The following is a 14,169-nucleotide window of genomic DNA, read 5'->3' on the forward strand; positions in this document are numbered from 1 at the left end:
TCTGCCGCTAACGATGAAAATAGTATGTATTAAAGGTGGGTTGGGCAACCAACTCTTTGAATATTGCCGCTATCGCAGCCTGCATAGGCACGACAACCGTGGCGTTTACCTGCACTACGACCGTCGCCGAACCAAACAACACGGTGGTGTGTGGCTCGATAAAGCCTTCCACATAACGTTGCCCAACGAGCCGTTGCGCGTAAAACTGCTGGTAATGGTGCTGAAAACGTTGCGCAGGCTACATCTTTTTAAGCGTCTTTATCGCGAAGAAGACCCACGAGCCGTACTAATCGACGACTATTCGCAGCACAAACAGTACATTACCAATGCGGCCGAGATACTGAATTTCCGCCCGTTTGAGCAGCTCGACTATGCCGAAGAGATACAAACAACGCCCTTTGCCGTAAGCGTTCATGTGCGCCGTGGCGACTATCTGCTGCTAGCCAACAAGAGTAACTTCGGCGTTTGCTCGGTTCACTATTACCTCTCGGCCGCTGTTGCCGTGCGCGAACGCCATCCTGAATCGCGTTTCTTCGTCTTCTCCGACGACATGGAGTGGGCCAAAGAGAACCTCAATTTGCCCAATTGCGTGTTCGTTGAGCATGCTCAGGCGCAACCCGACCACGCCGATCTCTATCTTATGTCGCTCTGCAAGGGGCACATCATCGCCAATTCCACGTTCAGTTTTTGGGGTGCCTACCTCTCAAAAGGTTCGTCGGCCATCGCCATCTACCCCAAACAATGGTTTGCCGAGCCCACATGGAACGTGCCAGACATCTTTCCAGCGCATTGGATGGCGTTGTAAAGGGATTGTTAGTTAGCGCATGATGCTTCATTGCTGGTAGGGAACAACAGCCTATGCGTAACAAATTCAGATTCTCGACCACGCAGAACAACTCACTTCTGGGTAGCACCGACCTTATATAATAAGGTATCCTACGCCGCAGAACCATGCGCAAAAAGGTTCTTTCGAGTACCGAAAACCAATGCAAAATGATGTTTAACCAATAATAAAATACCGAAAATGGATACTAAAAAGAAAAAGAAGAGTAAGCTGGAAATTGACGACAGCTACGAATTACAACTAGTAAGCAAGCTACACCCCGCCCTCAGATGGGTCTTCATGTTGCCGATAGGACTGCTTGCTATACTTCTTGTGCAGCTTGCCTACGGGTTCGTGTTCAACAAAATGCTTTCAAACTTCGACCCTAATGGCGGTGTAGCCATAGTCATTAACAGCCTATTCATGGCCATGAAGTATTGCGTGTTCGTTGTGGCGATGGTTGGCGTAGCCCCTGTTGTGCGAGAAAAGAAATTCCAGGCGTCAATCGCCTGCGCTATCATTGCGGTGGTAGTTTGTTTAGGAAGCACGGGATTTCTCTTATACAATAATGGAGTCGAGAATTTAACGATGCTCATCGCAACGGGTGGTTCGGCTTTCTTGGGCATTGTATGGGCTGTATTGAATGTCCGGTCTACGGTTTCAAAGCCACTACCCACGGAACAAGAAGGCGAACTCGCTGAACTACAAACACGAAAAAATGCCTAGAACCACAGCCTTGTTCAACCACATACAACCCCTTGAGGTTGCCCTTCATTTGTTGTTTCTCGCCGTTTCAGAGGAATGGGCCAATACTCATGCCCTTTTGTTAATAAATATATAAATAGCACAAAACACAAAGAAAAGGCGTATCTTTGGGGCATTGTGGGTTTAAGGTAGGGCTTACAACTTACTTTTTGCAAACCGAAAAGTCTGTTGTTTTGCCCCTTTCCCTTTCTTTTTGCGCGCAAATGGTGCAAACAAAGCATTGTATGCGAAAGAAAACAAGCACAAAAACAACACTTGTTTTCGCAAGGAATGGCTGGAAAGGCAATGCGAAAACGAAGGGGCATAACCGCCCAAAAACCACACCCCGTGTTCGAAACAAAAGCATGGCGAGCAGGCGATGCAAGGCTTAAAAACTGTGATACTGCTGCAACAAGCCATTGTGTACCTACGCCAACCCCAAAAAAACTGCTTGCAGAACGAACCGCAACCTAGGCAAAATTATCCCTAAATAACTAATAAGATGATTAAGAAGTATATTCAAGAGAACGAAGAACGTATGCTCGATGAGCTTTTCAGCCTTATCCGCATACCCAGTGTTAGCGCGCAACAAGCGCACAAACCCGACATGCAACGTTGCGCCGAAAGGTGGAAAGAGTTGCTGTTGATGGCCGGAGTAGACCGTGCCGAGGTGATGCCTTCGGATGGAACCCCGATGGTTTACGGCGAAAAAATAGTAGATCCCAATGCCAAAACGGTGCTCATCTACGGTCACTACGACGTGATGCCCGCAGAACCTTTCGAACTTTGGAAAAGCGAACCATTCGAGGCTGAGGTGCGCGACGGACGCATTTGGGCACGCGGAGCCGACGACGACAAGGGCCAATCGTTCATCCAAGCCAAGGCATTCGAGTATGTTGTGAAGAACAACCTGCTGAAACATAACATCAAATTCATCCTCGAAGGCGAAGAAGAAGTGGGCTCGCCCAGTCTTGGTGCGTTCATTGAGAAACATAAAGAGCTGCTGAAATGCGACGTGATACTGGTTTCGGACACCAGTATGATTGCCGAAGACATACCTACGCTTACCACCGGACTTCGTGGTATTGCCTACTGGCAGATAGAAGTGACTGGTCCAAACCGCGATGTTCACTCTGGACATTATGGTGGAGCCATCGCCAATCCCATCAACGTGTTGTGCAAACTCATCGCCGATGCAACCAACGAAGACGGCCGAATACTCTTCCCTGGTTTCTACGACAAAGTGGAAGAGGCCAGCGACGATGAACGAAAAATGCTTGCAAGCATACCGCTAGACCTCGAAGGCTATAAGAAATCCATCGAAGTTGACGAACTGTTTGGCGAGAAAGGCTACTCAACGCTTGAGCGTACGGGCTTCCGTCCTTCGTTCGACGTGTGCGGTATTTGGGGCGGATATACGGGCGATGGTGCTAAAACGGTTATCGCCTCTAAGGCCTACGCCAAGCTTTCGTGCCGATTGGTGCCACACCAAGACTATAAAGAAATTGCCCAACTGGTAATCGACTACTTCAAACGCGTTGCACCCAAGTCGGTTAAGGTAGACATCAAGTTCCTACATGGCGGTCAGGGTTATGTATGCCCCATTGATATGCCTGCCTACAAAGCCGCCGAGCGTGGTGTAGAAATGGTGTTTGGCAAGCGTCCTTTGGCTGCTCGTTTGGGTGGAAGTATTCCAATCATCTCTACTTTCGAGCAAATTCTGGGTGTTAAAACCATCCTCATGGGCTTTGGCTTAGAGTCTAACGCCATCCACTCGCCCAATGAGAACATGCCGCTAAGTATGTTCCGTAAGGGTATCGAGGCTGTTGTTAACTTCCACTTGGAGTATGATAAGTTCTAAGGAGTAAGTTGTAATGGAGTAGAGTAGTAAGTAGTAAGGAGTGAGTTTTGAGGAGTTAAAGGAGTTAAGTAGTTAAGGAGTTAAGCCGTTTGCCTAGTTGCAGAGTGGCTAACTTTTGAGGAGTTAAAGGAGTTAAGGAGTTAAGGAGTTAAGCCGTTTGCCTAGTTGCAGAGTGGCTAACTTTTGAGGAGTTAAAGGAGTTAAGGAGTTAAGGAGTTAAGCCGTTTGCCTAGTTACAGCGTGGCTAACTATCTTGTTGACTTGTCGCCTCGTCACCTCATCACCTCGTCAGCTTGTTAACTTGTCATCTTGTTAGCTTGTCAACTTCTTAACTTGTCGGCTTATCAACCTCAACTTACTGCTAAACTCCACATCCCCATCATGCGATTCACTCCCCTCTCCCCCTTGGAGAGGGGTTGGGAGTGAGTTCATCTCACTCCCTTTTCTTTTTCCCCATTTACCAACCAACGATGCGAAGACCCCTCGTCACCCTTTTATTATTCGCCCTTGCCTTAGCAGCCTTCGCCGCCGAACCCATTCGCGTGGCCTGCGTAGGCAACAGCATCACTTACGGTTACGGCCTTCCCAACCCCGCAACCGATTCTTATCCCGCCCAATTACAACAGAAGTTGGGCAAAGCTTACGATGTGCGCAACTTCGGACACTCGGGCGCAACGCTACTTTCGCGCGGTCATCGCCCCTACATCGAGCAAGAGACGTACAAGAACGCCTTGGCCTTTAAGCCCGACATCGTGGTGATACACCTCGGCATCAACGACACCGACCCGCGCAACTGGCCGTTCTTCCGCGACGATTTTACCCAAGATTACATCGCACTCATCCATTCGTTCAAGGTCGCCAACCCCAAGGCCGCCTTCTACATCGCCAAGATGAGCCCCATATCGCATCGCCATCACCGCTTTTTGGCAGGTACGCGCGATTGGCATAAGCTGATACAAACCGCCATCGAACGTGTGGCAAAGGCCACAGGTGCACGCCTTATCGACTTCTATAAGCCGCTGTTGCCCTTCCCACAGATGTTTCCCGATGGGCTGCACCCCAACAAAGCAGGGGCAGGAGTACTTGCGCGCGTGGTGTACGAGGCACTAACGGGCGACTATGGCGGACTGCAAATGCCCCTTGTCTTTTCTGATAACATGGTGGTTAGGCGCAACCGCGACTTCGATGTCTACGGAACGGCCAACGCTGGGCAACGCGTTGTAGCCACGTTTAATGGCGAAAAGCGCAGCACCGTGGTGCAAAACGATGGCACGTGGCGTATTGTTTTCGCTGCACCCCGCATGGGAAAGCCCTATACCCTCACCATAACGAGCCAGCAACGAACGCTCCGCTTTAAGAATATCGTTGCGGGCGAGGTGTGGCTTTGCTCCGGACAGAGCAACATGGCGTTCCCCTTAGCCAACGACGAACTTGGTAAAGAGGCACTCACAATTGTCGACGACCCCAACCTGCGCGTGCTAAACTTCTTGCCAAGATGGGAAACCGACGACACAGAATGGCCGCAATCGGCACTCGACTCCACCAACAACTTGCAGTATATGCGCAGCAAAGGCTGGCAGCAAGCCACGTCTAAAAACATGGGCGAGGTGTCGGCCGTGGCCTATTATTTCGCTAGGGTATTGCGCGAATGTCTGGGGGTGCCAGTCGGTATCATTGTCAACGCTGTGGGCGGAAGTCCTACTGAGGCTTGGATAGACCGCCAAACGCTTGAAGATAACTATCCCGAACTGCTGAACGACCGCTTTAAAGACAACGTAATGGTTATGCCGTGGGTGGTGCAGCGCATGCGAAAGAACATCGCGCACACCACGGATAAGTTGCAGATGCACCCTTATCAGCCCACCTATCTTTACGATGCGGCCATCCGTCCGCTTGCCAAATTCCCCATCAATGGTGTTATTTGGTATCAAGGCGAGTCGAATGCCGAGAACATGGAGATACACGAACGTCTGTTCCCACTTTTGTTAAGCTCGTGGCGAACCAACTGGGATAACCTCCAATTGCCTGTTTACATGGTGCAATTATCTAGCATCAACCGCCCTTCTTGGCCGTGGTTCCGCAACAGTCAGCGGCTGATGGCCAACACCCTACCATACGTTTACATGGCCGTGAGCAGCGATGTGGGCGATTCGCTCGATGTTCATCCGCGCCAAAAACAGCCTGTCGGCAATCGGTTAGCACGGCTTGCCCTTTATCATCAGTACGATTTCAAGCGGCTAACGCCCTGCGGACCAAGCGTGCAAAGTGCCACCAAACAGGCGAATGGCGAGGTGCGAGTGTGCTTTAATTGGGCCGATGGACTGAAAACGGCCGATGGTAAGGCCCTTCGCACGTTCGAAGTGGCGGGTTACGACGAGGTGTTCTATCCTGCCGAAGCCACCATCAAAGACCGCGAAGTAAGGCTAACGTGTCCGCAAGTGCCACATCCCGCCTTCGTTCGCTATGGCTGGCAACCTTTCACAAGAGCCAATCTAGTGAATGGCGATGCCCTTCCAGCGTCTACGTTTAGGGTGGAAGTGAAATAAAAAAGACACAAAACAGCCTCAACCCCAGCCCCTCTCCAAGGGGGAGAGAGGAGTAATGTGTCTTGCGGTTTCTAAGCCAACAAATATAAGATACAATGGTATAGCCAAATATTTCACGTTCCTCTCTTCTTGGCTGACAACTTATAAGGCGAGGTTGGCAGTAGTTTAGAATAATCTGTTCTTCATCAAACCACAATGAAAAAAAACAATAAATCCCATAAATCGCAAGACATATCACTCCCCTCTCCCCGTGGAGAGGGGCTAGGGGCTGCGACTTTTTCTCTTGAAGAAGGCTTGTCGGTGAGTCCGGTTATTAGTTGTGGCAAGCAGGCTGTGCCTAATACGCGTTCCTTCTTCCTCAAACTCCCTTCTCCCTTAGGCACACTCCATCTCGAAAGCGATGGAGAGGCACTTACATGTGTACTTTTTGAGGGCGAGAAAGTCAAGCATCCCAAGGGCGTTACACTACAAGAGGCACCCCAACTACCCGTATTTGTTGCAGCCCGCGCATGGCTTTCGCGTTATTTTGAAGGCCACGTTCCAGGCGCGCCACCGCCCGTTCGTCCGCAAGGCACGCCTTTTCAGCAATCCGTTTGGCAGCGTTTGCTCACCATTCCCTATGGTTCAACCACCACTTATGGTGCATTGGCTGCGTATCTAGCAGCGCATAACGCCTCTGGACGCATGTCGGCACAGGCCGTGGGGCAAGCCGTTGGGCGCAATCCCATCAGCATCATCATTCCTTGTCACCGCGTAATTGGGGCAGATGGCACACTAACGGGTTATGCAGGTGGCTTGGATAAGAAGATATTTTTGTTGGGATTGGAAGGGAGTATGAAAGGTGAAAGAGTGAAAAGGTGAAAGGGTGAAAGAGTGAAAAGGTGAAAGGGTGAAAGGGTGAAAAGATGGCTAACGCCCTTTTAAAGGTGAAAGGGTGAAAAAGATGGCTAACGCCCTTTAAAGTTGTCTGTCGGTTCTTAGATTTCTAGTTCCGTCTAGCTTTCGGACAGGTCCGACAAGTCTGACTTGTCTGACTTGTTCTATTAGCCTAACGCCGCTTATACATTTGGCTTAACTCCTTAACTCCTTAACTCCTTTAACTCCTAAAGATGAAAAGATGCCTGCGGCTATTAACATGTTGGTTATCTAATCCAAAAAATCCCATTGATTCGCTTTATGTTCCTTATGTTCTTATGTCAGATATGGGACAGAGTTTGTGTCAAACCCAGGTATAAGAACTTGTCAACTGGTAAACTGAAACATACCCCAACCGCTATGAGGTAGATGGGGTATGGGCACGTGCAAGGCAGGGTTGGGTGCAAAATGCGCCCAACCCTGCCTGCAAATTTACCAACTACTTCGCAGTAGATTGGCCGTGGAATGTTGTTTTGTAAAGGTAGTTGTCGGTTGTTTATCTTACCGACAGACGGAAATTGTATTCCAAATTCAATTCTGTTTCACGATAAAAGCAGACGTCTTGCATGGTGCTTATATCTAACTCGCGCCACAATGATGAATGCCTAAGCGTGTTAGAACTTTATCTGCAAACGCGTTTCGAGAATAGAGAACGTGTTGTTGTTGAATGCTGCGTTATCGGTTGCACGGGTCATAGAACCACGCACACGCCAAATCATATACTTGTTGAGGTAATAGTTGAAGGTCAACGACCAGTCGTGAACCTTACCACCATAGATGTCGGCACTCTTATCTGTCAAGGTTGAATAGTTGTAACCTGCAACAAGCTCCATCGAACCTGGGTCGGGAGTAGCAATACCAGCATCAGCCTTGTTGTAATCATATCCCTGACCATTGAGCAGATAGCGCACATTACCATAGGCACCCCATGCGTTGTAGTTTGGCATAGCGTTTTCGCGCTTGATGTTTACATAGAAGTATTGTGCCTCAACGCCGAAGTTACCAAAGGCAAGGTTCATTTCCGGAGACACCTTCCACAGTGCTGTTGCGTCGGTAATGGTGGCCTCTTGTGCAGCTACATTAACAATACGGGTTGGGAATGGGGCTTTCAACGTGTACGATTTATGGCTGATGGCTGCATTCTTGTTGTATCGTGGCGACTCGTAAGCACCACTTACACCAACGTGAAATATCTTGCCGTGCTCTGTTGTTGGACGCCAAACCAGTCGTGTCATTGCACCCCATGCCTCGTTACCAAGCTTGTCGGCCGTCATCTTCATGGCGTCGTTCTCTGCAAATACAGATGCTGTGGCGTGATACTTCTCGCCTGCATGAACAAACATCGCACCAATCAGACGGCTATTAAAGAACGCTTGGTTAGCCAAAGGCTCTTCCATTGTGATTTTAAAGCTTGATGAGGTGCCGCTCTGCAAACCAAACTGATGTACAAAGTAGCCCATGCGAATCAGGTTTTCTTTGTTAAAGTTATAATCCAGACAGATGTCTTTAAGCGAAAGGCTTTGACGTGCAAAGCCAACGTCTACCTTTGCCTTCCATTTGCCGTACGTTGCACTTACGCCAACACGCACGTCAGGAACAGCAACGCCATCATTAAGTTGTGCATCGAGCGTTTTATCTGTCGAGTGCATCACGCCACCATCCATCAGGATGCGGCCTGTTGGCTTTACAACCAACTTTGGCTCTTCTTCTTGAGCAAAGACTCCTGCACAAGTTATCAAGCCACAGGCTGCTATAAATATAATTCGTTTCATAGAGATGTTGATGTATCTATGTTTCTATAAGTTGGGTTTCTATGTTGAAACTAGAAATGTTAGAGGTGGGCATAAGGAGTTAAGCCGAAAGCTTAGCTGTTAAGAAAGCAAGCCTAGTGGCTTAACCCTTATGACGCCTGATGGTTTGTGAGGTTTAGTTTGGAGCCTTAAAAGTGCTCTTCGCTACTTTGCCTTCTTTCTTTAGCTTGGCAAACTCTTTCTTGGCCTTTGCCAATTGCTCTTGGAATGCGGGTTCTGCGTGCAGACGTGCCACAACAGCTGCACTGATAACACGGGCTGCATCCACATCGCTTTGCCAGTGGTAACCGCAGATAACACGACTTTGACCCATCTGATAACCGCGTTCAAGGATTTCATTTTGGCGGTCGACGTTGATTTCAGAAAGCACCAATGCCGTTGCCCAACCGATAGCTGTATGGCCCGATGGATAAGAACCATTGGTAGAAAGCTCTTCTTGTTGCTCAGGGTTGCAAGTCATTTCCTTATAGAAAGCAAAGGGACGAACACGCATGTAATGGTCTTTGGCACTGCGTGTAGCCAAGTCGCCTGCATCTTCGCGCATGTTTACCACCAGCTTGTAAATCTCAGGAGTGGTCTCTTTGCTAATCTTAATGCCGAAAGCCTCTGAGAAAGCGTTAGGCACACCGTCGCCACCTACACGTGCATCTGCCACAGCTTGGTCGCCACGAGGCGTGTTGCGTTGCATCTTTCCCCACTGATATTGTGCCTGATCGTTTAGGAACATAATGCTACCAGCCTGTGGAGGAGGTGGAAGAAGTCCGAGTGAACTTGCCTGTTGTCCGTCTTGCAGATAGTATAGGTCAGGTTGTGTACGTACGTCCTTAATCTTTTTTGCAGCTGTTTGTGCGAAAGTGGTTACTGAGAACATTGCCAGCAAGCCTACTACTAATGTTTTCTTTGTCATTTTGGGTAGAGTTTTTAAATTATGAAAATGATAAAATGTTTAAATCAATGCCAATAGTAATATTGTTGCTGCAAAGGTATGGCGATTGTTGGTTACAAAATAGTTGCATCTTGTTTTTTACATAAAATAAACGGATGCAACTATTTGTAACCTATTGATTATCAATAAACACTCTTATTCTGTCAATTTCAGGATGTAATTCACCACACTAGTTGGATTAACGCTGCAATATTCGGCCAGAATGGCATTGTTGTTGCCAATCTTACTATGGTAAAGGCGACTGACAACAGGATTTAGGTTACCGTAAATTCCTAACATCCCTGGTAGCAGTGTGCGCTTTACGCGGGGCATGGCCAATAGCAATATCAGCACGCGCACTTGCTGATTGTTGGCTGTTGTAAAGTGTAAAGTTTCCTTGCAAATGTCTTTGTCGGTATAAGCAAAATTCTTAAAGAACTGGTTAGATGTGTTTGCGATTTGGGTTGTTATGTTTCGGGTTGCCGATTCAATGTCGGCGAAGAGTTCAGCGTTAAACTTCTTCATTCTCCTTTCTTCGTTCTCTTGCACAACACGGTCGTGAACAGCGGCATATTCTTGCATCAATTGCTGCAAAGTTTTTAGATGTTTTACTTGTGCTATGCGCTTATCTATTGTTTGCAGCACGCGTAGCAGCACTATGCGGTCGCGGTTGGCGATGTCTTTTTCTATTGATAGCAACTCGTCTGCTAACGCCTTGGTCATCATTTCATAGCCTTTCTGCTGTTGTAACTGCCTGATACGACTTGAAATGTAGCCGCTGATAAGCCTTAGTCCATCTGGCGTGAAGATGTTTTCATACTGGTTCTTCACGGCAATGAAGTCTGTATATACTTCTGCAACGGGTCGTTGTTTGGATTCGTTAAGGATATGGTGCAGCTGTTCTTTCATTCCATCGTTCAATCCCTTAATCACAAGCGTGTCTTGTGTGGAGCGATGAAACTTGTTCAGTCGTTCTTTAAGTTCTTGTATGTGGTTTAGCCACACTTCATTCCTTCGGCATTGCTCGATGATAATTTCAAGATTGTCCGTGCTGCGCGCCTCTTCCGAATCGTGTATCATAGAATAACGTTCGTAAACATCGAACTGCTGGATACGCGAAATCTGCCCATTCAGATAGCTCACCATTTGCAGCGCCATGTCGCGATTTAGTTTGGCGATGCGTACCGACAGCTTGGCGAACTGCTCATTGCTGGCACGCACACTTTGCGAACTGATGTTCATCTCGTCAATCTCGTTGGTTATGCTGTCGATGGTGTTGCGTTCTGTCTCCGTAAGCCTATCCTTTAAGGTGCCCAATGTAGTCAAACGCTGGTGCAGGTCGTCTTTGTTCATCTGCAATTGGCGAAACGTTAATACCTTATGTCTACGATAACTGAAAAAGATAATGGCCACTATGCAGACGATGGTGAAGATAATCACGGCAATAAGTTGTAGGCTGGGCACCTTGTTGTCGAAGGTTATCCATTGGGCTGTTTCTTCCTTACCAGGAGTTATCTGCGCCACGCCGAGGTTAGACCCTATATATAAGGTGTTGCCATGGATGAAACCGGCCCGTGCATTGAAGTGTATGTCTGCAAAAAAGCTACCGCAATCCTCCAATCTTCCGCCTTTTATGATGTACTTGTGTATACCCGTTTCTGGTATGGTGTAAACAATGCTGTCGTTGATGCAGAACATGCGGCCGCATCCTTCGGCCCTTATCGAGTCTGAACCCAGAATTTGTAGGTGGTGATTGGTGAGCAACAGCAGGTGCGAAGACCGCTTGCCGTATGCCAGCAGACTGCCTATAAACACCTTATCCTCGGTTCCTACAACGCTCTTTACCTGATTGCCCTGCCCCACAAACACGCCATGATTGAGTGTAGCGATGTAAATGTCCTCGCTGTTTTCCACCTGATGAAAAGCAGTTACATACCTGTTGTTCATCGCTTTTATGGTATCAATCTTACCATCTCTTGCATCAATGGATAAAAGGTCGTCTTGCACGCCAATCAATATCTTGCCTTGGTGGGGCAGAAGTGCCATTGCGGTGATGCGTGTTGTGGGCTGGGCTAGTAGCTGAGGCCGCTTAAAAAGTTGATTGATGATGTAATGACTGCCAAGGTTCAGCCTGAAAAGTTGGTTGTTTGCATTATAATAATAAATGTCTTCGCCATTGGCGTACATCTCTTTCGGCAACTCTTCGTTCTCAAAATCGTAAATCTTTGTGGCCGTTTGTTCGTCTGCTTTCTGGCGGAACAGTTCATGTTGGTTATTAACAAAGAAAAAGTCGTTGCCCCATGCGCACGCTGCTACCACTGGCGGGTTGGCATTAAAGAAACCAAGATGATGCGGAATGCGCCACACCGCATTCTTTGTTAGCAATATAGAGAAACTGTTGCCATCGTCGGCAATGGCTATTTGGTGTGCATTGTCGGGGATGTTACTTCTTAATGGGATGTTAACAAAGCGTTTAAGGTTGTCGGAAAGCAGAATGCTTGATGAAGTGATGAAGTAGTAGGTTGAGCCGGCTTTATAGAAAGACAGAACGGGTTGGGGTAGGGCATAGGTCTTGCGGTCTGTTCCGTTAAAGTTTTCTATGCTTAGACGGTTATCTGCCAGCACATGTAGCTTGCCGTCGTAAACGGCCACATTACGTACGTTTTGCCCCTTGTTGCGCATGGTTGTCTTGTTCAATGCAAGGTCTATGCTTATCACTCCTGCTTGTGTTGCTGCAAAAAGCCATTTGTTGCCAACGCTGCTGATGTTGTTTACCAAGAAGGGTTCTAAATACCGATGCGTATGGTTCTCATTAAAAGGATAAAGGGGGGTAAGTTCTTGCTGTTGCTCATTGAGCGACAGGGCAAACAGCCCTTGCGATGTGGCAACAAATAGCTTGTCGCCGCTTATCTCGATATCGTAGGGCGAATAGCGGTTTCCTTTGCTTGGAATCTTAAACGTGGCCTGATGTATAAGCGTGTCTGCTGCAATGTTCCATAGTTGTAAACCCGCATTGCGTGTTGCAACCCATATTTGGTTTGCATTGCGCGGGTTGCGTTCAATGTCATAAATACGGTCTAGTCCGGTGTAAAAACGCTTTCTCTCTTGTCCTTTTACATTCCATATTATGCCCGTTTCGCCGCCAATCCAATAGCCATCTTTATCGACAGACAACGTAGACAATCGGTCGTCGTAGTGGAATTCTTTCTCCGATAACGACCTTGAAGTGGTTGTCTCCTTACAGCTTGCTAAGGTAAACAATAGTGTTAGGCAAACCCAAAGGGCGCAAGTGCTAGTCTTTATCTTTCTCTTAGGCCTTGTTGTCATTAGTATCTACTTTGTTTTGCAAAGATAACTAATTTGCCTGAATATGGTTGCAAACCTAAAAAGAATGATGCAAAGCATGCCTAGTTTAGCTAGGATAACTAGAATAGCTGGGAAATCTAGAATAACTAGAACAACTAGAAAGCCTAGAAAACCTAGAAACCCTAGAATAACTAGAAAGCCTAGAACAACTAGAAAGTCTAGAACAACTAGAAAGCCTAGAATAACTAGGAAACCTAGAACAACTAGAAACCCTAGAATACCTAGAAACCCTAGAATACCTAGAAACCCTAGAATAACAAGAAACCCTAGAACAACTAGAAAACCTAGAACAACTAGAAAGCCTAAAAAATCTAGATAAACTACCCCAACCAGCTTACTACCCCAAACGCTTACCAATAAGAATGTCTTCTTTTTAGTACAGATTTTAACATTATGAGTGCCATTTTCTTCACCAATCGCCTACCTGCGAGCAAATAATCGATTCTCGCGAGGGTTAGTTTTGATGCTAAAAGGGGTTAGTTTGTGAATGCGGCAAAATGAATATTTATTTCAAAACCTCGCCATTTGCACCAGTTATAGGGCTATTTGCCGCTAAATACACTGCGTTTTGCTGCTAAATGCAGTGCAATATGCCGCTAAACGCAGTGTGTTTTGCCGCTAAATGCAGTGTGTTTTGCCGCTAAATGCAGTGCGTTTTGCCGCTAAATGCAGTGCGTTTTGGTGCTAAACGCAAGCCAAAACGCTGCTAAACGCAAACCGAAAAGCATAAACATCCACTGAAATGGTATAAACAAAACCTTATCGAACCATGAAATACATGGCCCGAAAGGGCAAAACATCCATCAAAAAGTGGGTTTTTAGGGGCAAAAAGTGGGTAATTGGGGTTGAAGAAATATGAGTTGGCAACCAAACTAGAAAGGTAAAATGGTGCAAAATGCAGGTGGTTTTCTTAAAAATGGACTAAAAGCGAAAGGCATTCGGCTGAAAATATCGGCTAATTACCTACTTTTAGGGCTTTATTTTCGCTAGAAGGGGGTGGCGAACAATATATGTTTTGTAAAATATTTTTAAGTTTGCGGGTTTATAAGTTTGTGAGTTTTTGAGTTTGTGAGTTTTTGAGTTAATGAGTTTGTGAGGTGGTAAGTTTTTGAGTTAATGAGTTTGTGGGGTTGTAAGTTTTTTGAGTTAATGAGTTTGTGAGGTGGTAAGTTTGTGAA

Annotated in this window: 8 protein-coding genes; 5 read left to right on the plus strand and 3 right to left on the minus strand. The window is 47.0% G+C overall.

What is annotated here, in order from left to right:
* The first annotated feature begins 13 nt into the window (after positions 1-13).
* From HMPREF0670_RS08930 to HMPREF0670_RS08955, 5 genes are all read left to right on the plus strand, one after another.
* The gene (locus HMPREF0670_RS08930; protein WP_009230832.1) at positions 14-805 is read left to right on the plus strand and encodes an alpha-1,2-fucosyltransferase; all 792 of its coding nucleotides are present in this window, start codon (positions 14-16) and stop codon (positions 803-805) included.
* Positions 806-1,024: 219 nt separating this feature from the next.
* Positions 1,025-1,549: a flagellar biosynthesis protein FliQ gene (locus HMPREF0670_RS08935; protein WP_009230833.1), complete on the plus strand. Its 525-nt coding sequence runs from the start codon at positions 1,025-1,027 to the stop codon at positions 1,547-1,549.
* Between the two features lie 520 nt (positions 1,550-2,069).
* On the plus strand, positions 2,070-3,428 hold the full coding sequence (locus HMPREF0670_RS08945) for a dipeptidase (protein WP_009230835.1): 1,359 nt from the start codon (positions 2,070-2,072) through the stop codon (positions 3,426-3,428).
* A 470-nt stretch (positions 3,429-3,898) separates the two neighbouring features.
* A complete protein-coding gene (locus HMPREF0670_RS08950; RefSeq protein ID WP_009230836.1) occupies positions 3,899-5,974 on the plus strand; it encodes a GDSL-type esterase/lipase family protein in 2,076 nt (691 codons plus the stop codon).
* 333 nt (positions 5,975-6,307) lie between these two features.
* Positions 6,308-6,835, plus strand: coding sequence for a methylated-DNA--[protein]-cysteine S-methyltransferase (locus HMPREF0670_RS08955; protein WP_009230837.1), 528 nt, complete (start codon positions 6,308-6,310; stop codon positions 6,833-6,835).
* A 668-nt stretch (positions 6,836-7,503) separates the two neighbouring features.
* Here HMPREF0670_RS08955 and HMPREF0670_RS08960 read toward each other — a convergent pair.
* The 3 genes from HMPREF0670_RS08960 to HMPREF0670_RS08970 form a co-directional block, all read right to left on the minus strand.
* Positions 7,504-8,661 (minus strand): OprO/OprP family phosphate-selective porin, encoded by a 1,158-nt coding sequence (locus tag HMPREF0670_RS08960; RefSeq protein WP_009230838.1) that lies wholly within the window; start codon positions 8,659-8,661, stop codon positions 7,504-7,506.
* 154 nt (positions 8,662-8,815) lie between these two features.
* The gene (locus HMPREF0670_RS08965) at positions 8,816-9,607 is read right to left on the minus strand and encodes an acid phosphatase (protein ID WP_009230839.1); all 792 of its coding nucleotides are present in this window, start codon (positions 9,605-9,607) and stop codon (positions 8,816-8,818) included.
* A 174-nt stretch (positions 9,608-9,781) separates the two neighbouring features.
* On the minus strand, positions 9,782-12,952 hold the full coding sequence (locus HMPREF0670_RS08970; RefSeq protein ID WP_009230840.1) for a hypothetical protein: 3,171 nt from the start codon (positions 12,950-12,952) through the stop codon (positions 9,782-9,784).
* Between the last annotated feature and the right edge of the window lie 1,217 nt (positions 12,953-14,169).

Origin of the sequence: Prevotella sp. oral taxon 317 str. F0108 (assembly GCF_000162415.1) — a bacterium.
Lineage (GTDB): Bacteria > Bacteroidota > Bacteroidia > Bacteroidales > Bacteroidaceae > Prevotella > Prevotella conceptionensis.

Excerpts from the sequence above, each read along its gene's own strand:
- HMPREF0670_RS08930 (WP_009230832.1), top strand. The coding sequence starts at position 14 with ATGAAAATAGTATGTATTAAAGGTGGGTTGGGCAACCAACTCTTTGAA.
- HMPREF0670_RS08935 (WP_009230833.1), top strand. The coding sequence starts at position 1,025 with ATGGATACTAAAAAGAAAAAGAAGAGTAAGCTGGAAATTGACGACAGC.
- HMPREF0670_RS08945 (WP_009230835.1), top strand. The coding sequence starts at position 2,070 with ATGATTAAGAAGTATATTCAAGAGAACGAAGAACGTATGCTCGATGAG.
- HMPREF0670_RS08950 (WP_009230836.1), top strand. The coding sequence starts at position 3,899 with ATGCGAAGACCCCTCGTCACCCTTTTATTATTCGCCCTTGCCTTAGCA.
- HMPREF0670_RS08960 (WP_009230838.1), bottom strand. The coding sequence starts at position 8,661 with ATGAAACGAATTATATTTATAGCAGCCTGTGGCTTGATAACTTGTGCA.
- HMPREF0670_RS08965 (WP_009230839.1), bottom strand. The coding sequence starts at position 9,607 with ATGACAAAGAAAACATTAGTAGTAGGCTTGCTGGCAATGTTCTCAGTA.
- HMPREF0670_RS08970 (WP_009230840.1), bottom strand. The coding sequence starts at position 12,952 with ATGACAACAAGGCCTAAGAGAAAGATAAAGACTAGCACTTGCGCCCTT.